Annotated in this window: 26 protein-coding genes; 10 read left to right on the plus strand and 16 right to left on the minus strand. The window is 70.6% G+C overall.

The window, feature by feature from the left end:
• Positions 1-9: 9 nt before the first annotated feature.
• The gene (locus tag ACFFGE_RS07895; protein ID WP_376835769.1) at positions 10-375 is read right to left on the minus strand and encodes a hypothetical protein; all 366 of its coding nucleotides are present in this window, start codon (positions 373-375) and stop codon (positions 10-12) included.
• Positions 376-696: 321 nt separating this feature from the next.
• Here ACFFGE_RS07895 and ACFFGE_RS07900 point away from each other — a divergent pair, with 321 nt between their 5' ends.
• Both ACFFGE_RS07900 and ACFFGE_RS07905 read left to right on the plus strand, forming a co-directional pair.
• Positions 697-1,719, plus strand: a complete 1,023-nt coding sequence (locus ACFFGE_RS07900; RefSeq protein ID WP_376835770.1) for an NADP-dependent oxidoreductase — start codon at positions 697-699, stop codon at positions 1,717-1,719.
• On the plus strand, positions 1,719-2,147 hold the full coding sequence (locus ACFFGE_RS07905) for an acyl dehydratase (RefSeq protein WP_376835771.1): 429 nt from the start codon (positions 1,719-1,721) through the stop codon (positions 2,145-2,147). Before ACFFGE_RS07900 ends, ACFFGE_RS07905 begins: the two co-directional genes overlap by 1 nt.
• Positions 2,148-2,151: 4 nt before the next feature.
• Here ACFFGE_RS07905 and ACFFGE_RS07910 read toward each other — a convergent pair whose 3' ends face one another.
• Both ACFFGE_RS07910 and ACFFGE_RS07915 read right to left on the minus strand, forming a co-directional pair.
• On the minus strand, positions 2,152-2,946 hold the full coding sequence (locus tag ACFFGE_RS07910) for a SapC family protein (RefSeq protein WP_376835772.1): 795 nt from the start codon (positions 2,944-2,946) through the stop codon (positions 2,152-2,154).
• 73 nt (positions 2,947-3,019) lie between these two features.
• A complete protein-coding gene (locus tag ACFFGE_RS07915; RefSeq protein ID WP_376835773.1) occupies positions 3,020-5,068 on the minus strand; it encodes a TonB-dependent receptor in 2,049 nt (682 codons plus the stop codon).
• A 100-nt stretch (positions 5,069-5,168) separates the two neighbouring features.
• Between ACFFGE_RS07915 and ACFFGE_RS07920 the strand changes: the two genes are divergently transcribed.
• Both ACFFGE_RS07920 and ACFFGE_RS07925 read left to right on the plus strand, forming a co-directional pair.
• Positions 5,169-5,651 carry a Fur family transcriptional regulator gene (locus ACFFGE_RS07920; protein ID WP_376835774.1) on the plus strand — a complete coding sequence of 161 codons (483 nt, stop codon included), beginning with the start codon at positions 5,169-5,171 and terminating at the stop codon, positions 5,649-5,651.
• A 58-nt stretch (positions 5,652-5,709) separates the two neighbouring features.
• The gene (locus ACFFGE_RS07925) at positions 5,710-6,591 is read left to right on the plus strand and encodes an alpha/beta fold hydrolase (protein WP_376835775.1); all 882 of its coding nucleotides are present in this window, start codon (positions 5,710-5,712) and stop codon (positions 6,589-6,591) included.
• Here ACFFGE_RS07925 and ACFFGE_RS07930 read toward each other — a convergent pair.
• The 8 genes from ACFFGE_RS07930 to ACFFGE_RS07965 form a co-directional block, all read right to left on the minus strand.
• Positions 6,588-7,541, minus strand: coding sequence for a magnesium transporter CorA family protein (locus ACFFGE_RS07930; protein ID WP_376835776.1), 954 nt, complete (start codon positions 7,539-7,541; stop codon positions 6,588-6,590). The two genes, ACFFGE_RS07925 and ACFFGE_RS07930, sit on opposite strands and share 4 nt — an antisense overlap.
• A gap of 22 nt (positions 7,542-7,563) precedes the next feature.
• Positions 7,564-8,067, minus strand: coding sequence for a CHAP domain-containing protein (locus ACFFGE_RS07935; protein ID WP_376835777.1), 504 nt, complete (start codon positions 8,065-8,067; stop codon positions 7,564-7,566).
• Positions 8,068-8,123: 56 nt separating this feature from the next.
• Entirely contained in the window at positions 8,124-9,236 is a 1,113-nt protein-coding gene (locus ACFFGE_RS07940) for an acyltransferase family protein (protein ID WP_376835778.1), read from the minus strand.
• A 36-nt stretch (positions 9,237-9,272) separates the two neighbouring features.
• Positions 9,273-9,719: a COG3650 family protein gene (locus ACFFGE_RS07945; RefSeq protein WP_376835779.1), complete on the minus strand. Its 447-nt coding sequence runs from the start codon at positions 9,717-9,719 to the stop codon at positions 9,273-9,275.
• Between the two features lie 50 nt (positions 9,720-9,769).
• Positions 9,770-10,039, minus strand: coding sequence for a hypothetical protein (locus ACFFGE_RS07950; protein WP_376835780.1), 270 nt, complete (start codon positions 10,037-10,039; stop codon positions 9,770-9,772).
• Positions 10,040-10,052: 13 nt separating this feature from the next.
• Positions 10,053-10,412: a DUF1318 domain-containing protein gene (locus ACFFGE_RS07955; RefSeq protein WP_376835781.1), complete on the minus strand. Its 360-nt coding sequence runs from the start codon at positions 10,410-10,412 to the stop codon at positions 10,053-10,055.
• Between the two features lie 15 nt (positions 10,413-10,427).
• Entirely contained in the window at positions 10,428-10,616 is a 189-nt protein-coding gene (locus tag ACFFGE_RS07960) for a YnbE family lipoprotein (RefSeq protein ID WP_376835782.1), read from the minus strand.
• 96 nt (positions 10,617-10,712) lie between these two features.
• Complete coding sequence (locus tag ACFFGE_RS07965; protein ID WP_376835783.1) at positions 10,713-13,820, minus strand: intermembrane phospholipid transport protein YdbH family protein; 3,108 nt, start codon at positions 13,818-13,820, stop codon at positions 10,713-10,715.
• Positions 13,821-14,201: 381 nt separating this feature from the next.
• On the opposite strand from ACFFGE_RS07965, the gene ACFFGE_RS07970 reads away from it, so the two are divergent.
• The 3 genes from ACFFGE_RS07970 (at position 14,202) to ACFFGE_RS07980 (ending at position 18,871) form a co-directional block, all read left to right on the plus strand.
• A complete protein-coding gene (locus tag ACFFGE_RS07970) occupies positions 14,202-15,584 on the plus strand; it encodes a M23 family metallopeptidase (protein ID WP_376835784.1) in 1,383 nt (460 codons plus the stop codon).
• A 97-nt stretch (positions 15,585-15,681) separates the two neighbouring features.
• Positions 15,682-18,063: a DNA translocase FtsK gene (locus tag ACFFGE_RS07975; protein WP_376835785.1), complete on the plus strand. Its 2,382-nt coding sequence runs from the start codon at positions 15,682-15,684 to the stop codon at positions 18,061-18,063.
• Positions 18,064-18,103: 40 nt separating this feature from the next.
• Positions 18,104-18,871: a dienelactone hydrolase family protein gene (locus ACFFGE_RS07980; RefSeq protein WP_376835786.1), complete on the plus strand. Its 768-nt coding sequence runs from the start codon at positions 18,104-18,106 to the stop codon at positions 18,869-18,871.
• 1 nt (position 18,872) lies between these two features.
• Here the strand turns inward: ACFFGE_RS07980 and ACFFGE_RS07985 are convergent, their stop codons facing one another.
• From ACFFGE_RS07985 to sdhC, 4 genes are read right to left on the minus strand one after another with little or no spacing between them, the layout of a single operon-like run.
• Positions 18,873-19,676, minus strand: a complete 804-nt coding sequence (locus ACFFGE_RS07985; RefSeq protein ID WP_376835787.1) for a succinate dehydrogenase iron-sulfur subunit — start codon at positions 19,674-19,676, stop codon at positions 18,873-18,875.
• Between the two features lie 13 nt (positions 19,677-19,689).
• Entirely contained in the window at positions 19,690-21,477 is a 1,788-nt protein-coding gene (gene sdhA, locus ACFFGE_RS07990) for a succinate dehydrogenase flavoprotein subunit (RefSeq protein WP_376835788.1), read from the minus strand.
• An 8-nt stretch (positions 21,478-21,485) separates the two neighbouring features.
• Entirely contained in the window at positions 21,486-21,854 is a 369-nt protein-coding gene (sdhD, locus tag ACFFGE_RS07995; RefSeq protein ID WP_376835789.1) for a succinate dehydrogenase, hydrophobic membrane anchor protein, read from the minus strand.
• A gap of 35 nt (positions 21,855-21,889) precedes the next feature.
• On the minus strand, positions 21,890-22,351 hold the full coding sequence (sdhC, locus tag ACFFGE_RS08000; protein WP_376835790.1) for a succinate dehydrogenase, cytochrome b556 subunit: 462 nt from the start codon (positions 22,349-22,351) through the stop codon (positions 21,890-21,892).
• Positions 22,352-22,554: 203 nt separating this feature from the next.
• Here sdhC and ACFFGE_RS08005 point away from each other — a divergent pair, with 203 nt between their 5' ends.
• On the plus strand, positions 22,555-23,130 hold the full coding sequence (locus ACFFGE_RS08005; RefSeq protein WP_376835791.1) for a hypothetical protein: 576 nt from the start codon (positions 22,555-22,557) through the stop codon (positions 23,128-23,130).
• Between the two features lie 48 nt (positions 23,131-23,178).
• Here the strand turns inward: ACFFGE_RS08005 and ACFFGE_RS08010 are convergent, their stop codons facing one another.
• Positions 23,179-23,982: a TerC family protein gene (locus ACFFGE_RS08010; protein WP_376835792.1), complete on the minus strand. Its 804-nt coding sequence runs from the start codon at positions 23,980-23,982 to the stop codon at positions 23,179-23,181.
• A 249-nt stretch (positions 23,983-24,231) separates the two neighbouring features.
• Here ACFFGE_RS08010 and ACFFGE_RS08015 point away from each other — a divergent pair, with 249 nt between their 5' ends.
• Both ACFFGE_RS08015 and atpA read left to right on the plus strand, forming a co-directional pair.
• The gene (locus ACFFGE_RS08015; protein ID WP_376835793.1) at positions 24,232-24,786 is read left to right on the plus strand and encodes a F0F1 ATP synthase subunit delta; all 555 of its coding nucleotides are present in this window, start codon (positions 24,232-24,234) and stop codon (positions 24,784-24,786) included.
• Positions 24,787-24,839: 53 nt separating this feature from the next.
• Positions 24,840-26,372, plus strand: coding sequence for a F0F1 ATP synthase subunit alpha (atpA, locus tag ACFFGE_RS08020; RefSeq protein ID WP_376835794.1), 1,533 nt, complete (start codon positions 24,840-24,842; stop codon positions 26,370-26,372).
• Position 26,373: the final 1 nt, after the last annotated feature.

The following is a 26,373-nucleotide window of genomic DNA, read 5'->3' on the forward strand; positions in this document are numbered from 1 at the left end:
GGCCACGGCTCAGCCCCCGGGCTGAGCCGACACCGTGGGGGCGTTGACGTTGGGCGCGACGCCGGTGGGCGGCGCGGTCGGCTCGCCTTCGGACGTGGTGGGCGCGTCGGCGGCCGGAACCTCGTCGCGGTTGGCCGGTCCCTGGAAGGCCGCCGCGTCGACCGCCTGGTCTCCGTCGTTCGGGTTGGTTTCGGATAAAGGCCCGCTGGACGCCAGATAGATCACGCCGAACGCGATCGTCACCAGGGCCAGGCCTCCCAGCAGGACCAGCAGGATGCGTGCGCCGCCGCGCCCCTGGCGCACGTACTGGGCCTCGACCGGGCGGCCTTCGTGGACGGCGTCGGCGGCCTTGCTGTGCGGATCCTGGTGGGTCATGCGGTTCTCCTGTGACGTTTCGGGATCAACGCGGGCTGTCGCGCAGGCGTTCCGGTGCGCGCCAAAGCGCAGCGGTCGCCCTCAGCGCGAAAAAATCGCGCGGGTCACGCAACCGAAGCCGCCGAACCCCGTTTGCCACTTGCGGAGGCGGCGACGCCCCCCCGACTTGAGATCGACGCCTGTCGATCTGTCGCCTCCGCGCCTCATTCTCGATGATGCGAACTCCGGGCGGGACCTTCGGGACCCGCCCTTTTTCGTGCTCGACACGTCCGCCCGGGCGCGGCACACCTGCGTCCTCATTCAAGACCGAGGAGGATCGCCATGGCCCGCATGAACCGACAGTGGGTGCTGCGCCAGCGACCGAGGGGGCTGGTCACGGACGCCGACCTCGAACTCGTGGAGTCGCCGATCCCCGACCTGGCGGAGGGCGAGGCCCTGGTCCGCACCGTCTATCTGTCGCTCGATCCGACGAACCGCACCTGGATGAACGACGCGGAAGGCTATCTGCCGCCGGTCGGCCTGGGCGACGTCATGCGCGGCCTCACCCTCGGCGTCGTGGAGGACAGCCGCTCCGACCGGTTCAAGACCGGCGACGTGGTCACGCCCCTGAACGGCGGCTGGGCGGAGTATGCGGTGGTGCACGAGACCGGGCTCCGTCCCGTTCACAGGGCGCCGGGCATGCCGCTGACCGCCAATCTCAGCGTCCTGGGCATGACCGGGCTGACGGCCTGGGCCGGCGTCACCGACGTGCTCGATCCCAAGCCCGGCCAGACCATGGTCGTGTCGGCCGCCGCGGGCGCGGTGGGCTCGATCGCCGGCCAGATCGCCAAGCAGAAGGGCGCGCGGGTCATCGGCATCGCCGGCGGCGAGAAGAAATGCGCCTGGCTGACCGACGAGCTCGGGTTCGACGCCGCCATCGACTACAAGGCCGAGGATGTCGGCGCCGCGCTCGACCGCCTCGCCCCGGACGGCGTGGATCTCAACTTCGAGAACGTCGGCGGCGACATCATGATCGCCGTCTGGAACCGCATGAACACCTTCGGCCGCATCGCGGTCTGCGGGCTGATCTCGGCCTACAACGCCACCAAGGCCCCGCCGTCGCCGAACTTCGCCCGGATCATCACCCACCGGCTGAACGTGCGCGGGTTCCTGGTGCTCGACTACGCGCCGCGCGCGCGCGAAATGGTCCAGGAGATGGGGCCCTGGCTCGCCGACGGTCGGGTCAAATGGAAGGTTCACGTCGACGAGGGGCTGGAGGGCGCCGTCGCCTCGCTCAACCGCCTGTTCACCGGCGACCATGACGGCAAGTTGCTGGTCAAGGTGTCCGAGGAGCCCGCCGCCTGATGAGCACCCCGCCTGGAGCCCCGGCCGAGCCGCTGCTGGTCCATTTCGAGGACTGGGAGGTCGGCCAGGTCTCCGCCCTGGGGGCCTGCGCCGTCGATCCCGACGCGCTCGCCCTGTTCGCCGAACGGTTCGCGCCGGGCCATGCGGTGGAGGAGGGCGCGCCGGAGGCCATGGTCTACGCCCTATGGTCCCGAATGGCGGGCGAACGGGCGCGGGGCTGGGCCCGCGCCAAGGTGCTGGCCGTCGACGCCGTCCGCTATTCCCGCAATCCGCCCGCCGGCGAGCTGCTTCGCGGGCGCATGACCGTGATGGGCAAGGATCCGGTGGGCGACGAGAAGGGCATCGTCATCGCCCAGCACGATCTTCTGGACGAGGCGGGCCGGCTGGTCTTCTCCTGCCTGACCCGCACCCTGTTCGCGCGGCGCTGAGACCTCAGGCGTTCGCCGCGACCGGCTGCTGGGCCTGGCGCTGGAAGGTCATGGAGATCAGCCGTTCCCATCCCAGCAGCGACACCAGATGGGCGTAGATCTGGCCGAGGGCGCCGTTGTCGCGCAGCTCCACCAGCTTCTCGGGCGAGAGGCCCTTCAGCTTGTCCTCCGACACCGCCGTGTATTCGGCGATGCGCTGGGGCTCGCCGGTCGAGCCGTCCGGCAGGCGCGGGGTGAACATCGCCTCCTTGACCTCGAACAGGTCCAGGTCGTTCAGCAGCTTCACGAAGGCGTCGGTGCGGGCGCGCTCCTGTTCGAAGCTGTTGCAGAAATCGAGCGCCTGCTGGGTGTAGGCGCTGGGCTTGCCGTCCTCGAAGAACGGGATGGCCGCGTTCTCGCGGACGAAGTCGGCCCCGCGATCGACGCACAGGATCAGCCGGTTCTGGGCTTCGTCATTGGCGTAGACGAACGGATAACGGCGCGCGAAGGCCGGCAGATAGGCCTCGGGACGAATGTCGCCGGACGCGTCGACGAACAGATTGTCGCCCTGGCGCAGCCCCATCACCGCCACCGGCTGCTTCTGCTCGCCCACGAAGATGACCGGATAGCTCAGCGCCGCCGGCGCGAACTCGGTGACCGTCAGCGGCACCACGTGGGTGGACGCCAGGAAGCCCCAGGGCCGGTCCACCGGGTTGACGCCCAGCGCGCCGTGCAGCTCGGGGCTGAGCGGCTCGGGCTTCTGGTAGAAAAGGACGTTGCCGGTCAGCTGGGCGGACGTCGATACGGTCTGGTCGGTCATGGAGAGCAAGCGCCTGAAGGATTGGGACGCGGCGTCTTAGCGGAAGCGCCGCGCCCCGGCAAACCACGCTCGTCTAGAAGGCGTAGGAGACGCCCACCCGCACATTGCGGCCGGGCGAGGGCGCGAGGTCCTTCAGGAAGGAGGCGTGCTCGCGGATCTCCTCGTCGGAGAGGTTCTGCCCCTCGACGAAGACCATGGCGCCGGGCAGGGCCGCCGGACGCCAGCCGAGGAAGGCGTCGTAGCGGGTGTAGGCGTCGGTCGGCAGCTCGAACTCCGCCACCCGGTCCTGCGACCCCACGCGCCGGGCCTTGAAGCGCGCGACCAGGGGGCCGAACTCGCCCTCCACCCCAGCCGTCAGCGAGAATGGCGGAATGCGCGCCGGCGCGCCCAGGTCGGTGGACCCCCGCACGATGTCGAATCCGCCCGTGAGGGCGAGGCTCCCGTTCGCGCCTTCCCAGGCGGTGACCCGGGCCTCGGCCTCGGCGCCGTAGAACTCCGCGTCGGTCTGGACGTACTGGAACACCGGCAGCTCGTCTTCCTCGGCGCCGGTGGGGCGAAGGTCGATGAAGCCGTCGTAGGTGGCGTGGAACAGGTGCAGGTCCGCCTCGAACAGGCCCTCGTCCTCATAGTGCAGCGCCGCCTCCAGCGAGGTCACCTCCTCGTTGTCGAGCGTCGGATCGCCGATCTCGAAGGCGCGGGTGGCGATGTGCGGCCCCTCGGCGAACAGCTCGGCCTCAGTCGGCGCCCGGCCGTTGCGCGAGACCGACAGGCCGACGAACCAGCCGTCGGCGGGCTTGGCGAAGACGCCGACGGAGCCGGAGACGTTGGTGAAGCTCTCCGACGCGGCCACGCTGTCCAGATCGCGCGTATCGACACGCAGCCCGCCTTCCAGGCCCCACGTCCCGCGATCCAGGCGCTGTAGCGTATAGGCGCCGAACTCGGTGATGTCGGTCTGGGGCACATAGGCCTCGTCGCCGATGGCGTTGAAGTCCCGGCTCAGCGCCTGCACGCCGAACGCCCCGTCCCAGCCGCCGCGACGACGCTGAACGAACTCGACCCGCCCTTCATAGCCTTCGGAGGTGAAGACGGTGCCCGTCTCCTCGCCCTCGAACTCGGTGTGGGTATAGTCGGCGTAGCCTCCGGCGAAGCGCACCTGGGACAGGGGGCCGGCGACGAATTCGTACGCCCCGCTCAGGTCGTAGCGGGTCTGTTCCAGACCGATCGTGACGACCTCTTCCTCCTCCTCGTGATCCTCGTCGTGGTCCTCGTCTTCGCCCTCCTCGTGCTCATGCTCGTGAGCGTGGCCCGGCACGCCGTAGTCGGTCTCCGTCCGCTTGACCGACAGGCCGACGAAGCCCCAGCCGCCGACGTAGGAGACGCCGGCGCCGTAGGCGTCGAGATTGACGAAACTGTTCTCGAGCGTGGTCTCGCCCGTGTCCTCGTAGTCCTCGCCCTCGGCCTCCAGCTGGCGGCGCGACTCGGCGGGCGCGGGAATATCGTAGTCCTCGCTCTCGCGGCGCAGGGCGTCGAGCGTGAACACCAGCGGCCCGGCGGCGAAGCTGACCCCGCCGCCGATCTTGTAGCCGTCGTCCACGCTGGACGACTGGGCGGAGACGCGGCCGTCGATCCCGCCTTCCGGGATTTCCTCGGGGATGCGGCCGTCGATCACGTTGACGACCCCGCCGATGGCGGACCCACCGAACGCCAGCGTCTGCGGGCCCCGCAGCACCTCGATGCGCGTCGCCTCGCCCGGATCCGCCGCCACCTGGTGATCCGGCGACAGGGCCGAGGCGTCGATCAGGCCCACCCCGTTGGTCAGCACCTGCACCCGGGGACCCGCCAGGCCCCGGATGACCGGTCGGCTGGCGCCCGCCGCGAAGCTGGTGGACCGGACGCCGGGCAGGCCGTTCAGCACGTCGCCGAGGCCGGCCGACGGGGCCGTCAGCAGGTCCTCCTCGTCAAGGACGTCCACCGCGATGGTCGTCGCGTCGGCGGTCACGCCATAGGGCGCGGCGGTGATCACGACCTCCTCGACGGTGACGACCCGGCGCTCCTGGGCGGCGGCGGCTCCGGCGAGACCCGCCGCGAGGACGAGGGCGGCGGTGGATACGACGTGGCGCATGGCGAACTCCGGGGAAGACGAGGTGACGTGTGTTATGAGATAACGTCGCAGATCGTCAAGCGCCGTTGCGAGGTCGCACGAAGGCGATTAGCTGAGGGCCATGGCCGAGGGTTGCCGACATCACGAGCCGCATGCGGGGCTGAAGGCGAGGGCGCTCGCCCACGCCCTGGACGCGGCTGAGCAAGCCTGTCGGGCCGATGGCGAGCGTATGACCGAGCCCCGTCGGCGGGTTCTGGAGCTGCTTCTGGAGGCCGGCGAGCCGGTCAAGGCCTATGACCTCATCGGCCGTTACGGCCCGGATGGACAGGCCGCCAAGCCGCCGACGGTGTACCGCGCGCTGGAGTTCCTGGAGCGGCGCGGCCTCGCCCACCGGATTTCGTCCCTGTCCGCCTATGTCGCCTGCGCCCACGACGCGGGCGATCACGCCGCCGCCTTCCTGATCTGCGACTGTTGCGGCGAGGCGCGGGAGTTCGAACCTCCGGCCGGAGCCGGGCTGGCGGCTGCGGCGTCCCAGCACGGCTATGTGCTGGAGCGGGTGACGATCGAGGCCCACGGGCGCTGTTCGGCCTGTCGCGAGGGCTGATAGCCGCAACCTCTCCACGGCTATGGCGCGAGTGCGCGCGAGGGCCTACCTAAATCGGATGGACGCCGCACGGCTGACCACGCCCCGTCGCCTGGAGATTCCCGTGCCGGAACGGGAGGCGGGCGGGGCCGTGGCCGCGCTCGAGATCGGGCCCGTCGATCGTCCGGTCGACCTCGTTTTCCTGCACGCCAACGGGTTCAACGCCGGGACCTATCGCCAGCTGCTCGCCCCATTGGGCGGCGCGCTGCGCGTCCTCGCGCTGGACCTGCGCGGCCACGGCCGCACGCGGCTGAGCGCCGAGCCGGCCGGTCGGCGCAACTGGGCCGATTTCACGGCGGACATCGCCGCCGTTCTGGACCGGCTCGACGGCCCGCCGGTGGTGGTGGCGGGTCATTCGATGGGCGGAACGGCCGGCCTGCTCGGAGCGGCCGAGCGCCCCGGACGCGTCTCCAGCCTGGTCCTGCTGGACCCGGTGATCTGGCCGCGACCGGCCACCCTGATGCTGAACCTGCCGCTGTCGCGGAGGCTGGCGGGCCGGATTCCGCTGGTGAGGGGCGCGCTGCGGCGACGCCGCATGTTCAGGGATCGTCAGGAGGCCCTGGCGGCCTATCGCGGACGCGGCGCCTTCAAGGGCTGGCCGGACGCGGTCCTGGCCGACTACGTCGCCGAAGGGTTCGTCGAGGAGGGCGATCACGTGCGCCTGACCTGCGCGCCGGAGTGGGAGGCGTCGAATTATGCGGCCCAGGCGCATGACCCCTGGCGCGCCCTGGCCCGGGTGGACCGACCGGTGCGGATCCTGCGGGCGGCGCGCGACAGCACCTGCCATGTGCTGAAGCCCACGCGACCGGGCGTGACGGTCGAGACCGTGGAGGGGGGACACTTCTTCCCCATGACGCGGGCGGACGTGGCGCGCGACGCCCTGTTCGACGCGGCGGTCTAGATCCAGCCCTTCCTGCGGAACCACAGCAGCGGCAGCACCGCCGAGGCGACCATGGCCAGCAGCGCCGCCGGGTAGGCCCACGGTCGCGACAGTTCCGGCATGTGCTCGAAGTTCATGCCGTAGATCGAGGCGATCAGCGTCGGCGGCAGGAAGGCGGCGGCCGCCACCGAGAAGATCTTGATGATGGCCGACTGCTCCACATTGATCAGGCCCAGCGCGGCGTTCAGCTGAAACTCGATGTTGGCCGCGACGGCCTCCGCGTGGGCGTTCAGGCTCTCGGCGTCGCCGCGCAGGGACCGCAGATGCTCCCGCACCGCCCGATTCCGGTCCATGCCGCCGTCCAGCCCCACATAGACGAAGATGCGCGACAGGCCCGCCAGGCTCTCCTCGATCCGGGCCGTGGCGATGTGGGCCCTGCCCAGCCGGGCGATCAGGCCCGCGAAACCGCCGGTGCGGCCGCCGGAGAAGATCTCCTGCGCGATGCCCTCGACGCGGTCGTCGACGCGCCGCAGCACAGCCGACAGCCGGTCGATCGCGGCCTCCATGATGGCGAGGAACACGTCGGAGCCGTGGACGCAGGCGGCGGGCTCGGCGAGGAGCCGGTCCCAAACCGCCTGGACAGGCTTGGGATCGAAATAGCGGATGGTGATCACCGGTCCCTTGGTCAGGACGCAGGTGACGCCCTCCAGTTCCGGGGCCTCGTCGTCTCCGTTCTTGAGCAGATCGGCGACCACGAACGTCGCTCCGTTCGAGCGATACAGACGGCTCGATTCCTCGAGCGCGGCCATCTCCTCACGGGTCGGGATCTGCAGTCCCAGCGCGGCCTCGACGATCAGCTCCTCCTCTCGGGAGGGCTGGAAGAGGTCGATCCAGACGACGTCCGCCTCGGGCCGCCAGCCGGGCCGAGGCGTCATGGGCTTTAGGCCGCCGGCGCGATGGATGCGGATCATCGCGTGGAGCCTGGCGGGGGTGTCAGTTCGACCCGCCGGCGATGGCGGCGCCCGCCTGTCGCGCGGCGTTGTAGACGAAGCCGTAGGTCGGATAGACCGTCGTGCCGAGGTCGTTGATCGGGTTGTACCAGACCTTGACCGCGCTCCAGTCGCCGCGATCGGACACATCCACGACGGTGACGTTCTCCTCGACCCGGCCGCGGCTGCCGCCCCAGTTGGCGTGCGTCACCTGGATGACCCGATCAGTCAGGACGTTGGACACCACCGCCACGTGGCCGCGCGACATGCGGCCGTGGGGCCGGAAAACCAGGACCGAGCCCGTCTGGGGCCGACGACCGGTGTTGAAGCGCTCCAGGGCCTGGTTCCACCAGGTCCAGGCGTCGCCGAAGATCTGGATGCCCGAAAACATGCGGGCGAAGGTCACGCACTGCCAGTAGGGCTCATCCGCCCGGACCTGCATCGGCGTCGCCGCCGCGAAAATCCCGAGGGTCGCCGCAACCGCGACGGCTTTGAGCCGTTGAGACATGCCTGACCTGTTCGCCGTGGAGGGGAGAATCTCCCCTAACCGATCGTGCGCGGCTTTCAAAGCGTCGCTTTAGACGCGATTTCGCCGGCCGGTGCGCTCTGGGCGCGCCGTTCCGCCAGTCCGCGCATCCAGCGTCGGGCCGGGTGCTCGACCAGGTGGTAGGAGATCGCCGCCGCGACGGGCAGGCCGATCAGGACGACGAGCCACAGCCAGACCGGCAGCTGCTTGTCCTCCGAGCCCACCAGGCGCGCCGCCACATTGACCGCCAGGATCTGCCACGGCGCGGCGATCATGTAGATCGAATAGCTGATCTCCCCGAGGTAGACCCCGGCGCGGGACGACAGGGCGCCGGCCCTTTCGTTCGACAGGCCGGCCAACCCCAGGATCAGCGGGCCGAACAGCAGCACGATGACGCCGTCCCACATCGGAACGCTGGCGGCGGCCACGATCGCCAGCGCCGAGCCCGCGGCCATCCAGCCGGCGAACGGCGCGGACGCCCTTCGATGCAGGAGATAGAGCGCGCACCCGAAGGCGAAGCACGGAACGATGCGCAGCGCACCCCAGCGGATCGTCGCCTCGGTCAGCGGAAAGCCCGCCAGCCGCTGGAACACGGCGTAGAGCGCCAGCAGCCCCGCCCCGGCCAGCAGGGTGGCGACCAGGGGTCTGGATCTCAGCCGCCAGGCCACGAAGGCGAAGGCCGGGAACAGCAGATAGGCGAACCACTCCGCCGAGATCGACCAGGACGGGTGGTTCCAGCCCGCCTCGGGCGCGAAGCCCCAGGCGTGGACCAGCAGAAGGTTGGCCGGCAGCGACTCCCAGCTCAGCAGGCTGGCGTCCACCGCGATGCCGGCGAGGCCTGCCGCCAAGGCCAGGGCCCCCACGCCGACCAGGGTGAACAGGTGCAAGGGATAGACCCGGGCCAGCCGCGCCCACAGGAAGCCGCCGTAACGGAAACGCTTCTCGCCGGCCGCTTCCAGATAGACGTGGCTGAGAATGAAGCCCGACAGGACGAAGAACAGTTCGACCCCGAGATAGCCCTTGGTCGCGAGGACCGGCGTGAAGCCGACGTCCAGGTTCTTCCAGAAGGTGTAGAGCACCACCCACATGGCGGCGACGAACCGCAGGGTGGTCAGGGCGCGAAGGTCGGCGGGAGGCGCGACGGGGGTCATTCAACCGTCGATAGCGCAGGCCGGTCTAGAAAAGGTTTACGCGCCCTCGCCCGACAGGATGCGGGAGGTCAGGTCGGCGCAGCCGGTCAGCTCACGCTCGCCCGCTTCGATCCGCGCGGTGAGCGGGTAAAGCCGATCGCTCATGCCGTCCGAACATTCCGTGGCGATCAAGGTCAGGGTCAGATCCTGACCCTGACCGTCCGTCCCCCGCCAGACGGCGGTGGTGCCCATGACCTCCGGCCCGTCGGTTTCGAAGCGCTGTTCGGGAATGTCCACGCCCGTCAGGGTCAGGGCGCCCGGCGTGACGTCGACGCCCCAGAACGGCTCGGTCCCGAGCGCCCTGATCGGCTGATTCAGATCGATGTCGCCCAGCACGGCCGGCGACGGTTCGGGCGCGCCGGCCGGAGGACCGGCCGCCACTTCCGGCTGGCTGTCGCAGGCGGCGAGCGCGAGGGCGAGGGCGCACAGGATCGACGAACGCATGGCGGTCTCCCGGAAACCGGGCGAGCTTTGGCCCGGCGGCGGGCCCCCGGTCAACGGCCTTCGCCGTCCCTGCGGCCCGGATCGAAGGTGTTGTCCACCTGATCGTCCCACCCTTCGCGATGCGACTTGAAGGCCAGCGCCATCAGGCCCCAGGTCAGTCCGAAGGTGCCCAGAATGCCCAGCGCCAGCGCCGTCCAGCCGTGGAACGACATCTCGCCGCCGCCGATCGCGGTCCAGGTCGCCCCCAGCGCCCAGGTGCAGAACGCCGCCGTCATCAGCGACAGCAGCAGCACCAGGCTGAATCGGGCGAACCGGTTCACGACCCGACAGGCCTCATCGCTGGACCCACCGGCCCTGGGCGTTGCGATACCACTCGCCGGTGGAGATGCGCGGAAGCAGGTTCAGCTCAAACATGCGGGCGCCGGCGACGGCGGCGGTGGTGCCGGCCTGAGCCGCGCTGCGCTCGTAGGCGCGCTGGCGGCCCTCGTTCGTGACCCGCACCGCCTCCTGCAGCGGCGCGTCGGCGCTGGTGCGGATGCCGAGATAGCCGTCGGCCTGCTCGCCCACGACGCCCTCGGCCTTGGCCCGGTCGATGCGCGCCTTCTGTTCGGCGGTCTGGGCGATGACCGGGGCCGCCGCGACGGCCAGGGCCACCAGCGCGGCCCCGACGACGAAGGTCTTGCGGAAATTCATGGCTGATCCCTCCGATCAGAACAGGTTGGGGTTCTCGGCCAGCAGGTCGCGGAGCTCCTGGTCCAGCCGCACGCGCACGTCGGCGTCCAGCCGGGCGTAGATCTGGATCGGATCGACCTGCAGCCGCACCGTCGGGGTGCAGGCGCTCGCGGTCCCGGCGAGAACCAGGCCGACGATCAGGAGACGGGCGCGCTTGGCGGTCATGAGAAGGCCTTTCGGCTGGCGAAGAACGTCGGCGTCAGTTGTAACGCTCAGCCGCGTGAACGGGTTCTGAACGCCGGCGACGCGGCTGTCGAGGCGTCACGGCGTCGCCGGTCTGGTCGGCGCCTGACCGCGTCGCGCCTGATCCAGCGCGATCAGGTCGCCGAACAGCTGATCCGCGTTGAAGTTGAGGTCTAGCGTCAGGTCGATCTCGGTCCCGGACGGCAGCGGAAGGGTCTCCTCCAGGAAGCGGCGTCGGATCAGGTTCAGGATCGACAGCCGGATCTCCTGCCGCTCCGGAGGGTCGTGGCGGCCCTTGATCTGGAAGCGCACCAGCATGCGCCCGTCATCCGTGCTGTTGAGCTCGGCCGTCAGACTGTCGTAGGCGAGATTCTCCATCGCCTGATAGGCGAGGTCCTGGACCATGTTCGGCGGCGTCTCCGGCCCGCCGCCACCCGCCGCGACGTCATCCAGCGCCGTGCGCGGAATCGAGACCCGGCCCGGCTGAACCGCGCCCAGCGTCCCGTTCTGGATGCGCAGACGGCCGTCCGACAGGCGCTGGAACGGTAGACGGCCCGAGACCCTCGCCTGGATGGCGATGTCCTCGCCGAGGCCGAGGGTGCGCAGGATCTGACCCAGCTCCACGCCGTCGAAAGTCAGGGCGCCGGTCAGGGGCTGGTCGGGCGTCAGCGGCGCGCGGAACGGCTCCGCGCGGATCACGCCGCCGGCCGCGGTGACCCGGCCGCCTTCGATAACCAGGGCGTCAGGCTCCAGGGAAAAGGTCAGGTTCAGGTCGTCCAGCGGGGCGAAGGCGGCGACGGCCTGGGCGGTCAGCCTCTGGCCCTGCGCCGTGGTCAGCGGGGCCAGGCTGTCGAACGTCACCTCGGTCCGCAGGTTGGTCACCGGACCCAGTGGACTGAGGAAGTCTAGGTCGGCGACCCGCGCCTCGCCCCGGCTGGTCGCGACGTCGGCGGACCAGTCGAAGCGTCCTTCGAAGGCGGCCTGGCCGGTCACGGGGCCCTTCATGAGGTCCGAACCGATCGGCGAGATGTCGTCCGGCTGCAGCCCGCCCTCGACGAAACGCACCTCGGGCGCCTGGACGGTCAGGGCGCCGACGCCGGAGCGGCCGTCGTGGCGCAGCTCCGCCCGCGCCAGCGCCGCATCGGGCCGCGCGCGGGGCGACAGGTCGAAGCCGCCGGTCCACACCTCGTCCGCCAGCCCGGCCCGGCCGCGCGCGATCATCGGCTCGAAGCGCCTCGGCTCGGCGAGATCCGACAGGGTCGCGCGCTCGATCGCCGCGTCGAGCCCCAGCGCCTCGCCGCCGGTCGCCGTCACGGGACCGGCGACCCCGTCGGCCCGCGCCTGGAAACCGGGCAGTCGCGCGGCTCCGTCGCTGACACGGCCGGACAGCCGCCAGCTGCCGCGGGCGATGCTCAGGAACGTCCCGCCCGCCGGGCAGAGGTCGCCGGAAACGGCCTCGGCGTCGTTCTCGCCCAGCTCCAGCCTCGCGGCCGTCACGGCGAGGCAGCCGGCCGGCGCGAAGGTCGTGCGTCCGCCCCCCGAAGCCAGCCGCCCCCCGCCCGCGATCCGCAGGTTCTCGGCCGGCGCGAAATCCAGCGACGCCGCGCCGGTCAGATCGACGGTGAAGCCGCCGCCGGTCAGGCGCCAGGCCGGGGCGTCGAGATCCAGCGTCGGCAGCCCGCCGCCGTCAGCCCGGGCCGTGAAGCCCCCGCCTTGATCATCGTCACCGAAGAGGGGCGAGCCCGGACGAGCGGCGACCGTGATCTCGCCGCCCGTTCCGGGCCTGGCCGTGAGGGGGCGATCCAGCCGGACGGCCAGCCCCGGGGCGCCGGCGGTGATCCGCACATCGGGCGCCGCAAGCCGGAAGTCGGCCAGGGCGCGCTTGAGCGCGGCGATCTCCGGCGGGTCGTCGGCGGCGATCGGTCCGAAGCCTCGCCAGCCGCCCTGAGCCGTGACCGCGAGGTCCAGCGCCGCGGCGGTCGCGTCGCGACTGACGATGTCGAGACGGCCGCGAGCCTCGGCTCCGTCGAGGCCCAGGTCGCCGGTCTCGAGCCGTGTGGCGCGGAGCGCGACGGGGCCCGTGGCTTCGAAGGCGGAGTTCCTGCCGCCGAGAGTCAATTCGGCCGACCCCGCCGACAGGCGCCGCAGATCGAGCGCCGGCCCGGTCAGCCGCGCGACGGACAGGGTCGCAGGCCCGTCGAAGCGCCAGATGGGCTCGTCGTCTCCGCGAGCCGTCATCCGTCCTTCGGCGGCGAGCGCCGCCGACGTCAGCCGGATATCGCCCAGTCGGGCCGAGTCCGCCCGGAGATCGGCGTCGATCCGCCCCTCGAAGCCGGCCTCCGCCAACCCGCCCGACAACCGGCCGTCCCCCGCGAGGCTCACCGCCGTTCCGGACGCGGACAGCCGCCCTGTCGCCACGTCGGCGTCCTCGAGCGCCAGCGTGAAGGTCGCCGGGCCCTGGGCCATCCGGTCCAGCGCCTCGGGATAGGCGACGCCGACGTCCAGGACGCCGCCGGCGGCGCTCAGCGACCGATCGGGGCCCGAGGCCTCCAGGCGGTCCAGAATCGCCCGGATCGCCAGCCGGTCGCCGACCCGCGCCGCGCCGATCCGCGCGCCCGCCAGGTTCAGCCGTCCCGCTTCGCCGGCGGCGACGGTGCGGGGCAGGGTCAGGGACATGCGCCGCAGCCGGCCCTCCTCGATCCAGGCGTCGACCCAGGCGCGCACCGGGCCATAGGGCGTGGCGATGATCGCCTCGCCCCGCTCGATCAGGATCAGGGGCGAAGGGGCCTCGGGGTCGGACGGCCGGTCCGACAGCCGCCGGATGAGGGGGTCGAGCGTCCCCAACGTCAGCCGGCCGTCCTCGAAAGCCGCGCTGAGCTTCGGCCGAACCAGCCGGACGCGGCTGGGTCGCAGGCCAAGGCCTCCCGCCCAGGGGGCGACGACGGCGTAGTCCACCTCGATCCGCTCCACCGTCGCCACCGGTGCGTCTCGCGGCCCGACGCGCACCCGGCCGACGGCGCCGTCGGCGTCCACCCGTTCGAACCGGATGTCCGCGTCCACACCCTCGCGTTCGAGCCAGCCCAGCAGCACCCGCTCCGCGATCGGCCGCCGGTTCAGCCAGGCCACGCCGGCGCCCGTCGCCAGAACCAGCGCGCCGACGGCGGCCCCCACCGCGAGCCGACGCACGAGGGCGTTCCGCCGCCCGGTCCCGCGTGGATCGGTGTGCGGTTTCAGATCAGCTCCAGCCACTCGCGCGTGCTCTCTCAGACACATAAGCGTGGCGCGGGCGCCACTGACAGGAGATCACGCGAACAGCGGGGCTATTGCGTGGCCTCGACTTCAACATCGACGTTGAATAACGCCGCTTCATCTCAAACTGAGCCGTGGAGCCGCGAATTTCATCGATCGAGGCCTCCGCCGGTTAACCAGTTGTAACCTCCGTCTTCCCAAACTGCCTGCTGCGGGCTATAGCCGCTGTCTTCGGCGTCCGGGGACTTGGCGCCGAACCTGCAAGAGTGTCGCGTACAGTAATCAGGCGCACGCCGCGCCGTCGAATGTCGGGGACCGATGGCTCAGTTTGATCCGCGCCGCCAGCCGATGCGTCTGGCTCCGCATGTGTTCACCGCCGTCGCCGCCGTGAGCGTCGCCCTGCTCGCCGGTCGCGTGTACCAGCCCGCCGTGGCCGCCGCCGAAGAGGCCGGCCTGATCCAGCTCACCGACGAACAGGTCGACTCGCTCGAGGCCCAGGCCTTCGTCGCCGCCGGCGCGCCCGCGGGCATGACCGCGCCCGAGGCGATCCCGGTCGAGGTGCGTCGCGGCGAGACTTTCGAGGACGCGGTGCTGCGGACCGGCGTCGACGAGTCCGAGGCCCGCGCCCTGGTCCAGACCATCTCCAACGCCTTCGACGTGTCCCGTATCGAGCCCGGCCTGCGGTTCGAGACCGCCATCGCCAAGCCGCGCGCCGGCCGGGGCTCGGCGCGTCTGATCGGCATGACCATGCGCACCGGCCCGGCGAGCCAGCTGACGGTGTCGCGCAGCTTCGACGGCGCCTTGAAGGTCCGCTCGCTGGACGAGAAGGTCACGCGCGAGACCCTGGTCGCGACGGGCGAGGTGTCGGGCTCGCTCTCGGCCTCGGCGCGCCGCGTCGGCGCCAGCGCGGCGATCACGCGCCGGCTGTCCCAGATCTTCGCCCACAAGTTCGACATGGACCGCGACATCCGCCGCGGCGACGACTTCACCCTGGTGTTCGACCGGGCCGTCACCGAGAACGGCCGCACGATCGAGACCGGCGAGTTGCTCTACGCCCAGATCAAGGGCCAGGTCTTCTACCGCTTCCAGGTTCCCGGCTCGCGCGAGGTCCAGTACTTCGACGCCACGGGCAAGAACACCCGTTCGGCCTTCATGCGCACTCCGATCGTGCGCGCCCGGATCAGCTCCAGCTTCGGCATGCGCCGTCACCCGATCTCGGGCTATCGCCGCATGCACCAGGGCATCGACTTCGCCGCGCCGACGGGGACGCCCGTGGTGGCTCCCGCCGATGGGGTGGTCGTGGAGGCCCGCCGCTGGGGCGGTTACGGGAACTGGCTGCGTATCCGTCACTCCAACGGGCTGGAATCCGGCTACGGTCACCTGTCGCGCTACGCCTCCGGCATCCGCGCCGGGCAGCGGGTCCGGCAGGGCCAGGTGGTTGCCTATGTCGGCTCGACCGGGGCCTCGACCGGCCCGCACCTTCACTACGAGATCTGGCGGCGCGGCCAGCGCATCAACCCCTCCAGCATCCGTGTCGAGGAAGGCACCGTCCTGACGGGCGCCGATCTTGCCGCCTTCCGCGCCGAAAAGGCCCGGATCGACCGCATCATCGCCGCCGGCGGCGAGCGCCGTCCGGAAGTGCTCCAGGCCACCGTGCGCGGCCTGCGCCCGGTCCAGGCGGCGGAAACCGCCGAAAGCTGATCGATCCCGCCGGGCCGGGCCGGGGTAAACAGGCGCTTAACCCTGACGGGGCGATAACCGGGCTTCACGCCGAAAGGTCTGGAGCCGCGACCCCGTCATGACCGCCGTCGACCTCAGCCTGCGCGCCGTCGAAAGCGTCCGCCTGGTCTGGAGCGCGCCGCTCGTCGCCCGCTTCCGCGGCGTTCTGCAGGCGCTGCTGTCCGCGCTGCTGCTGGTCGCGCTCGTGTCCTGGAACCCCGCCGACCCGAGCCTGAACGCCGCCGCCGCCGCCGCGCCGACCAACTGGCTCGGCCACAACGGGGCCGTCTTCGCCGACCTGTTCATGCAGACCCTCGGCCTCGCCGCCTGGCCGGCCGCGCTGCTGCTGACGGCCTTCGGCGCGGCGGCGGCCCTGGCCGACACCGTGCGCACCCGGCTGAAGGCGACGCCGGCTCGAGCCGCGGCCGCCGCCGGCGGCGTCCTGGCGCTCGCCACCACCCTGTCCTCGCTCCCCGCGCCCGCCGACTGGCGGCTGGCGGCGGGCATGGGCGGCCTCCTGGGCGACGCCGTGGCGGGATTGTTCCAGGTCGGCGTCGACGCCCTCGGGTTGAGGGGCGGCCGCATCGTCGCCGGCGTCCTGGCGCTGCCGCTCGCGCTCTGGGCGCTCGGCTGGGCCGTCGGGCTGAGTGGTCGGGATTTCACCGAGGCCCTGGCCTGGCTGGGGCAGCGCCGCGCCTCGCCGGCGCCCGGGTCCCCGCGCGCGACGCCGGCGCAGCCCTCGCCCAAGCGACGGGCCAGGGCGGAGATCGCCCGCCCTCGTCCTCCCCTCGACCTGACGTCGGACGACGAGGCGCCCGCCCCGCCATGGGAGGCGCCGGCCCCGGCGGCGGCCCGCGCGACCGCGCCGACCGAGCCCCGCGTCGCGGCGGTCAAGGCGCCCAAGTCCGCGCGTCGTGACGTCGACGACGCCCAGCAGGCCTTCGACTTCGCCAAGGCCTCGACCGGCTTCGACCTGCCGCCCCTGGCCATGCTGGCCAAGCCGACCAAGCGGGTCGGCGCCGTCGACGAGGCGGCGCTGAAAGCCAACGCCCAGATGCTGGAGGGCGTGCTCCAGGAGTTCGGCGTGCGCGGCGTCATCGACCAGATCCGGCCGGGACCGGTCGTGACGCTTTACGAACTGGTGCCCGCGCCCGGGATCAAGCACGGCCGGGTCGTGGCGCTGGCCGACGACATCGCCCGCTCCATGTCCGCCCGCGCCTGCCGCATCAGCGTGGTCCAGGGCCGCAACGCCATCGGCATCGAGCTGCCGAACGCCAAGCGCGAGACGGTCTATCTCAGGGACCTGCTGGCGTCGTCGGAATACGCCAAGCCGGGCCACCTGCTGCCCCTGGCGCTGGGCGAGACCATCGGCGGGGAGCCCTATGTCGCCGACCTGGCGCGCATGCCGCACCTGCTGATCGCCGGCACCACCGGCTCGGGCAAGTCGGTCGGGGTCAACGCCATGATCCTGTCGATCCTGTATCGCCACTCGCCCGCCGAGTGCCGCTTCATCATGATCGACCCGAAGATGCTGGAGCTCAGCGTCTATGACGGCATCCCGCACCTGCTGAGCCCCGTCGTCACCGACCCGAAGAAGGCGGTCGTGGCGCTGAAGTGGACCGTGCGCGAGATGGAGGACCGCTACCGCCGCATGTCCAAGCTGGGCGTGCGCAACATCGCCTCCTACAACGAACGCGCCCGCGAGGCGGTGGAGAAGGGCGAGCACTTCGAACGCACCGTCCAGACCGGCTTCGACGAGCAGGGCCGCCCGGTCTACGAGTCCGAGAAGATCCGGCCCGAGCCCATGCCCTATCTGGTCGTGGTCATGGACGAGATGGCCGACCTGATGCTGGTCGCCGGCAAGGACGTGGAGGGCGCGGTCCAGCGCCTGGCCCAGATGGCGCGCGCCGCCGGCATCCACCTGATCATGGCCACCCAGCGTCCGTCGGTCGACGTCATCACCGGCACCATCAAGGCCAACTTCCCGACCCGGATCAGCTTCCAGGTCACGTCGAAGATCGACAGCCGCACAATCCTGGGCGAGCAGGGCGGCGAGCAGCTGCTGGGCCAGGGCGACATGCTCTACATGGCCGGCGGCGGCCGCATCACCCGCCTGCACGGCCCGTTCGTCACGGACCAGGAGGTGGAGGAGGTCTGCAAGCACCTCCGCGCCCAGGGCGAGCCGGAATATCTCGAGGCCATCACCGACGGCGACGACGAGGAGGACGGCGGCGCCGGCGACTTCGGCTCGGGCGGCGGCGAGGGCTCCGACGATCTCTACGACCGCGCCGTGGCCGTGGTCACGCGCGACCGCAAGGCCTCGACCAGCTACGTCCAGCGCCGCCTGCAGATCGGCTACAACCGCGCCGCGTCCCTGATCGAGCGCATGGAGCAGGAAGGGGTGGTCAGCCCCGCCAATCACGCGGGCAAGCGCGACGTCCTGGTCGGCCCGCCGCCGTAAGGCGCTTCACCGGTCGGCCGGAGGGGTTAAGGTCGCCGCCATGGACACGCTGCTTCAGCGCTGGGACCGCCTCAGCCCCCACGCGACCTTCATCGGCCCCGAGGACGATCTGCCTCGGCCCACGGCGCTGCTGTTCCACGGCTGCGGCGGCATCCGCGCGCATCTGCCGCGCTATGCGGAGGCGGCGAAGGCGAAGGGCTGGCGCGCGGCCATCGTCGATTCGTATGCCCCGCGCGGCTGGAGCCGAGAGTTCGCCATGGCGACGGTCTGCACCGGTCTGATGTTCCGTGGCGACCGGCGGGCGGGCGACGTGCTGGCCTCGATCGCCGGCGTGTCGGCGCGGGCCGACGTCGACGCCTCCACCCTGCTCGTCGGCGGCTGGAGCCATGGCGGCTGGGGAATCATGGAGGCGATGAGCGCCGATCGTCGGCCGGGCGCGCTGGGCGTCGCCGACCCGGGCTCGGTCGATCTCGGCGGGGTGAGGGGCGCCTATCTGGCCTACCCCTACGTCGGCCTGGTGGCGGTCAACCGCATGCGGCCCTGGCGGCACTGCCCCAGGATTCTGGCGGTGGTCGCCCGGCGCGACCACCTGACCACGGTCAGGAACGCCGAGCGGGTGCACGAAATGGTCCGCCGCTGCGGCGCGGAGGTCGAGACCTGGATGGCCGAGGGCACCCACAGCTTCGACGAGCCCATGTCGGCCCCGCCGATGCGCTACGACGAGAATCTGACGGCTGAGGCGCTGGACCGCTTCGGCCGCCTGCTGGAGGACTTGGCGCCGGTCAGGCCCCTGCGGGGCCCCGCCTGACTCAGGCGGCGGCCGGGGTCTTCTTCCGGCTCGGCGAGACCATCAGCTTCTTGGTCTCGGCGATGGCCTTGGCCGGGTTCAGGCCCTTCGGACACACCTGGGCGCAGTTCATGATGGTGTGGCAGCGATAGAGTTTGAACGGGTCCTCGAGGTCGTCGAGCCGCTTGTCCGTCGCGTCGTCGCGGCTGTCGGCGATCCAGCGATAGGCCTGGAGCAGCGCCGCCGGACCCAGGTACTCGGTCTGGTTCCACCAGTAGCTGGGGCACGAGGTCGAGCAGCAGGCGCACAGGATGCATTCGTAGAGGCCGTCCAGCTTCTCGCGGTCGGCGGGCGACTGCAGCCGCTCCTTTTCCGGATCGGGCGTGTCGGACTGGAGGTAGGGCTGGATGGAGTCGTACTGGGCGTAGAACAGGCTCAGGTCCGTCACCAGGTCCTTGACCACCGGCTGGTGCGGCAGGGGCGCGATGGCGATGGTGGACGAGGCGCAGTCGTCCCAGCCCTTGGTGCAGGCCAGCGTGTTGCGCCCGTCGATGTTCATCGAGCAGGAGCCGCAGATGCCCTCGCGGCAAGAGCGCCGGAACGTCAGGGTCGGGTCGATGGTGTTCTTGATGTGGATCAGGGCGTCCAGGAGCATCGGCCCATGGTCGTCGGCCGACACCTCGAAGACGTCCCAGCGGGGGCCCGCGTCGACCTCGGGGTCGTAGCGATAGACCTTGTAGGTCTTGACGTTCTTGGCGCCCTTGGGAGCCTTGTGGACCTTGCCCTTGGCGGGCTTGGAGCCTTTGGGGAGGGTGAGCTGGACCATCTGTTCGCCGTCCTCAGTACACCCGCGCCTTGGGCGCGATGTACTCGATTTCTTCGGTCAGGGTGTAGTTGTGCACCGGCCGGTCGTCGAGGCGGGTCTGGCCGGTCGCGTCGTCGAACCAGGCGAGGGTGTGCTTCATCCAGTTCACATCGTCACGGTCGGGGAAGTCCTCACGGGCGTGGGCGCCGCGGCTTTCCTTGCGGTTCAGCGCGCCTTCGACGGTGACCAGCGCCTGGCCGATCATGTTGTCGTACTCCAGCGTCTCGACCAGGTCGGTGTTCCAGATCAGGCCGCGGTCGGTGGTCTTGATGTCGGCGCCGCCGGCGTGAACCTCCTTCAGGCGACGCACGCCGCTCTCCAGGGTCTCGCCGGTGCGGAAGACGGCGGCGTCCTCCTGCATGGCGCGCTGCATCTTCAGGCGCAGCTCCGCGGTCGGAGTGGAGCCCGAGGCGTTGCGGAAGCGGTCCAGGCGCGACAGGTGCGCCTCGGTCGCGGAGGCCGGCGCGTCGGGCACGGCCGATGCCCTGTCGACGATCTCGCCGGCGCGCAGGCCGGCCGCGCGGCCGAACACCACGAGGTCGATCAGGGAGTTGGAGCCCAGCCGGTTGGCGCCGTGGACCGACACGCAGGCCGCCTCGCCCACGGCCATCAGGCCCGGCACCACCGCGTCGGGATTCCCGCCCGCCTTGGTCAGCACCTCGCCGTGATAGTTCGTGGGGATGCCGCCCATGTTGTAGTGGACGGTCGGCAGGACCGGGATCGGCGCCTTGGTGACGTCGACGCCCGCGAAGATCTTGGCCGACTCCGAGATGCCGGGCAGGCGCTCGTGCAGCACCTTCGGGTCGAGGTGATCGAGGTGCAGGAAGATGTGGTCCTTGTTCGGACCGACGCCGCGCCCCTCGCGGATCTCGATGGTCATGGAGCGGCTGACCACGTCGCGGCTGGCCAGGTCCTTGGCGTTGGGGGCGTAGCGCTCCATGAAGCGCTCGCCCTCGGAGTTGGTCAGGTATCCGCCCTCGCCGCGCGCGCCCTCGGTGATCAGGCAGCCCGCGCCGTAGATGCCGGTCGGGTGGAACTGCACGAACTCCATGTCCTGCAGCGGCAGGCCGGCGCGGAGCACCATGGCGTTGCCGTCGCCGGTGCAGGTGTGGGCGCTGGTGGCCGAGAAATAGGCGCGGCCGTAACCGCCTGTGGCCAGGATCACCAGCTTGGCGCGGAAGCGGTGGAGCGTGCCGTCATCCAGCTTCCAGGCGGTGACGCCGGTGCAGGCGCCGTCCTGCATGATCAGGTCCAGGGCGAAGAACTCGATGAAGAACTTCACCTCACGACGGACCGACTGGCCGTACAGGGTGTGCAGGATGGCGTGGCCGGTGCGGTCGGCCGCGGCGCAGGTGCGCTGCACCGGGCCCTCGCCGAAGTTCTTCGTCATGCCGCCGAAGGCGCGCTGGTAGATCTTGCCGTCCTCGGTGCGGCTGAACGGCACGCCCCAGTGCTCCAGCTCATAGACGGCCTTGGGGGCCTCGCGCACCAGATACTCGATGGCGTCCTGGTCGCCGAGCCAGTCCGACCCCTTGACGGTGTCGTACATGTGCCACTGCCAGCGATCCTCGCCCATGTTGCCGAGGGAGGCCGAGATGCCGCCCTGGGCCGCCACCGTGTGGGAGCGGGTCGGGAACACCTTGGTGACGCAGGCGACCTTCAGCCCCTGCTGGGCCGCGCCGAGCGCCGCGCGCAGGCCCGAGCCCCCGGCGCCTACCACCACGACGTCATAGGCGTGATCGACGAATTCGTAGGAAGCCATCTTTAGAATCAGACTCCGAAGCCGGCCGGCAGCGGCGCCGAGCCCAGCGCCAGCCGCACGATGAAGAAGACGCTCGCCGCCGACAGCGCCAGGCAGATCAGCGCCGACAGGCCAAGCAGCAGCCCCTTGGTGCCGTCGCGGTGGATATAGTCCTCCACGATGACCTTGAAGCCCATGTTCATGTGCCAGAAGCTGACCAGCAGGGTCAGACCCAGCAATGTCGCATTGACCGGCTGGGCCATCCAGGCCAGCGCGCCCTCATAGCCCCCGCCCGCCAGCTCGAAACCGGCCCAGACGCCCCAGAGCGACAGGGGCGCGAGGATCAGCGATGACAGCCGCTCGGCGGTCCATTCCCCGGCGCCCTCGCGCTCGGACACTTTCACGCCGTTACGGAAGGCTTTTGGATGACGGCTCACAGCGAAACCCTCCCGGTCGCGAACAGGGCGACCCAGAACACGGCGGTCGCCACCACGCCGAAGCCGATCGACCACCAGGCCAGCGACGTCGCCGCCCTGGGCGTCAGCGCCGCGCCCGTGTCCCAGATCAGGTGCCGGACCCCGGCCGCGAGGTGGTAGAACAGCGAGAAGCTGAGGCCGATCCACACGACGAGCCCGATCGGCGACGCCGCCAGCCTGGCGAAGGTCGCGTAGGCCTCGGGCCCGAAGGCCAGCGCCAACAGCCAGGCCGCCACCAGCAGGGCGCCGGCGTAGAGCGCGCCGCCGGTCATCCGGGTCAGGATCGACGCCAGCATGGTCACGTGCCAGCGCCAGACCTGCAGATGCGGCGACAGGGGCCGCACCCGGCCGTTGGGCTGGACCACGAAGCGACCGGTCTGGTCCTCCGCCGCGTCCGCGGACGAATAGGGCTTGTTCATGCGAACCATTCTCAAAAAGAGAAGTAAATTCAACGGCCGTTGCGGCGCACACTGGCTTTAGTGAGCGGCCCCGCGCGGGTCAACGAACGGGCGCCCGAACAGCGACGGTGCGTCACACTCGGCGATCACAATTCCTCCAGCCGGCTCGCGCCAGGGCCGAACGGACTGGCCAGACGGCGAATTGTTTTGGCAGGCTGGAACCCATGATCGCCGCCGCCGTGTTGTCGTCCCTCGTGCTGCTCCAGGACCCCTCGAGCCTGGAGGCCTATCAGCCGCCGCGCATCCGGCCGTTCGAGCCGCCGTCCGACTTCGCCATCAACGCCGAGCGACAGCCGGTGGAGGGCGACGGCCGCGTGTTCGTGCGACGGCCGATCGACCGCAGTTTCTCGGTCGAGGAGTACGCCGGCCAGTACGAAGCGACGCCGTCGGAAGCCGAACTGGCATATGCGCAGGGCGTCGCCGCCGCCGAACTCCAGGTCGACGGGGCCATGGGCCCGCTGGACGGTCTATGGCGCGTCGTCGGCGCCGAAGGCGAGGTGATCCTGACCCTGGCGCTGGCCGACGCGGGCGGCTCGACCCCCGTGCAGGGCGCCTGGCTCGACGAGGACGCGCCGCCCGCCGCCGACGGCGGCCCGCTGGGCTCGATCGTCCGCACCGGGACGACGGCTCGGATCGAGGCGGGGGCTTGGGTTTTGACGCTGGACTGGGCCGAGGGCGGATGGCGCGGTCGCTTGAGCGGCCCCGGCGGAGAAAGGTCCGTCAGCCTCAGACGCCCCTGATCCGCGAATGCTGACCCGCGAACGCTGACGGGCCGCGCCTGACCGCCGTCAGATGTGAGGGTCGGGGGCCGTCGCCCTCTTCGCCGCCGACCGCCGGGACAGCATGTTCAGGCCCTCGACGAGCGCCGAGAAGGCCATGGCCGCGTAGATGTAGCCCTTGGGCACATGGACCCCGAAGCCGTCGGCGATCAGCACCATGCCGATCATCAGCAGGAAGCCCAACGCCAGCATGACCACCGTCGGGTTCTTGGCGATGAAGTCGGCCAGCGGGTCCGCAGCCAGCAGCATCACCGCGATCGCGGCCAGCACGGCCACGACCATGATCGGCAGGTGATCGGTCATGCCGATGGCGGTCAGGATGGAGTCGATAGAGAACACCAGGTCCAGCAGGATGATCTGGAAGATCGCCGCGCCCGCGTTGTTGATGACCACCGCCTTCTTGTCGAGCACGTCATGGGTGGGGGTCGGATCGACGGTGTGGTGGATCTCCTTGGTCGCCTTCCACACCAGGAACAGGCCGCCCGCGATCAGGATCAGATCCTTCCAGCTGAAGGCGGTCTCGAACGCCGGCTCGCCGTGTTCCCCCACGGGGCCGACGATGCCGAGATCGACCACCGTGGCGGTCAGCCCGACCAGCCAGGCGATGATGGACAAGAGCGCCAGGCGCATGATCAGCGCCAGGCCGATGCCGATGCGGCGCACCCGCTGGCGCTGATGCTCGGGCAGCTTGTTCGACAGGATCGAGATGAAGATCAGGTTGTCGATGCCGAGCACCACCTCCATCACCACGAGGGTGACCAGGGCGGCCCACGCCGCAGGATCGCTCAGAAGGCCGGCGAGATAGTCGAACATCTGGGGTCCAGTTCGATGAGAAGAGGCCGCCCTCTGTAGCCCAAGCGCATGCGCCGACAAGGGAAACCTGCGGCGTCCCGCCTGTGTTGCGGGGGCGGGGCACAAGTGCTATCAGGCGCCCGGCTTGCAAGGGCGGGGTCTCCGGATCGCGTCCCCAGCGTGCTTTCTTCAAGCATTATCAAGCCTTTCGCCGGAGCGGGTCGCCTCGTCTCCGGCATCGTCGCAAACGCATCAGCGGATCGGATTCAGGTGGCGGACGAGTTCAGGACGACCGAAGTCGGCGAGCGCTACGCGCAGGCGCTGTTCGATCTGGCGCTGGAGACCGGCGCCCTGGACGCCGTGCGCGCCGACCTGAAGTCGCTGAAGGCCGCCTATCTGGACAGCGCCGACCTGCGCCGCCTGCTGACCTCGCCGCTGCTGTCCGCCGACGATCAGGCCAGGGGCCTGGGCGCGGTGGCCGACGCCGCCCGCTTCCATCAGACGACCCGCAACTTCCTTGGCCTGATGACCCAGAACGGCCGCGCCCGCGACGTGTCGGGCGCGATCGCCGCCTTCGAGGCGCTCTACGCCAAGCACGCCGGCGTCGTGTCGGCCGAGGTGGTGTCGGCCGTGACGCTGAGCGCCGCCCAGCTGAACTCGATCCAGGCCGGCCTGCGCCAGGCCCTGGGCAAGGACCCGGAACTGACCGCCCGGGTCGACCCGTCGATCCTCGGCGGCCTGAAGGTCAAGGTGGGCTCGAAGCTGTTCGACGCCTCGCTGAAGACCAAGCTCGACCAGATGAAGTTCGCCCTCAAGCGGGCCTGATCCAACACGGCGCCTGACCGGCGCACCGAAAGACGAAGACGAAAGAGACCCTCATGGACATCCGCGCCGCTGAAATCTCGGCCATCCTGAAGTCCCAGATCGCCAACTTCGGCGTCGAGGCCGACGTGTCGGACGTGGGCACCGTGCTGTCGGTCGGCGACGGCATCGCGCGCATCCACGGGCTGGACAAGGTTCAGGCCGGCGAGATGATCGAGTTCCCCAAGGCCGGGGTGAAGGGCATGGCCCTGAACCTTGAGCGCGACAACGTCGGCGCGGTGATCTTCGGCGCCGACGCCCAGATCGCCGAGGGCGACGAGGTCCGCCGCCTGGGCGAGATCGTGGACGTGCCGGTCGGCAAGGGCCTGCTCGGCCGCGTGGTCAACCCGCTGGGCGAGCCGATCGACGGCAAGGGCCCGATCCAGTTCACCGAGCGCCGCCGCGTGGACGTGAAGGCGCCGGGCATCATCCCCCGCAAGTCGGTGCACGAGCCGATGCAGACCGGCCTGAAGGCGATCGACACCCTGATCCCGATCGGCCGCGGCCAGCGCGAGCTGATCATCGGCGACCGTCAGGTGGGCAAGACCGCCGTGGCCGTCGACGCCATCCTGAACCAGAAGAGCGTCAACGCCGGCGACGACGAGTCCGCCAAGCTGTACTGCATCTACGTCGCCATCGGTCAGAAGCGCTCGACCGTGGCCCAGATCGTGAAGACCCTCGAGGAGTCCGGCGCGCTGGAGTACACGATCGTGGTCGCCGCGACCGCGTCGGAGCCGGCCCCGCTGCAGTTCCTGGCCCCGTTCGCCGGCTGCGCCATGGGCGAGTGGTTCCGCGACAACGGCATGCACGGCCTGATCATCTATGACGACCTGTCCAAGCAGGCCGTGGCCTATCGCCAGATGTCGCTGCTGCTGCGCCGCCCGCCGGGCCGCGAAGCCTATCCGGGCGACGTCTTCTACCTGCACTCGCGCCTGCTGGAGCGCGCCGCCAAGCTGAACGGCGACTACGGCTCGGGCTCGCTGACGGCGCTGCCGATCATCGAGACCCAGGCGAACGACGTGTCGGCCTATATCCCGACCAACGTGATCTCGATCACCGACGGCCAGATCTTCCTGGAATCCGACCTGTTCTATCAGGGCATCCGCCCGGCCGTGAACGTCGGCATCTCGGTGTCGCGCGTGGGCTCCTCGGCCCAGACCAAGGCGATGAAGAAGGTCGCGGGCACCATCAAGGGCGAGCTGGCCCAGTACCGGGAGATGGCCGCCTTCGCGAAGTTCGGCTCGGACCTGGACGCCACGACCCAGCGCCTGCTGGCCCGTGGCGAGCGCCTGACCGAGCTGCTGAAGCAGCCGCAATACGCACCGCTGGCGATGGAGGAGCAGGTGGTGTCGGTCTACGCCGGCACGCGCGGCTACCTGGACGCCATTCCGGTCTCGGCGATCGGCCGCTTCGAGCGCGAGCTTCTGGCCCGCATCAAGTCGGACAAGCCGGGCCTTCTGGAAGGCATCCGCACCAAGAAGGACCTGACCGCCGAGCTCGAGGCCGAGCTGAAGTCGGTGCTGGACGCCTTCGCCAAGACCTTCGCCTGAG

Source organism: Brevundimonas balnearis (assembly GCF_042434805.1).
In the GTDB taxonomy this organism is placed as follows: domain Bacteria; phylum Pseudomonadota; class Alphaproteobacteria; order Caulobacterales; family Caulobacteraceae; genus Brevundimonas; species Brevundimonas balnearis.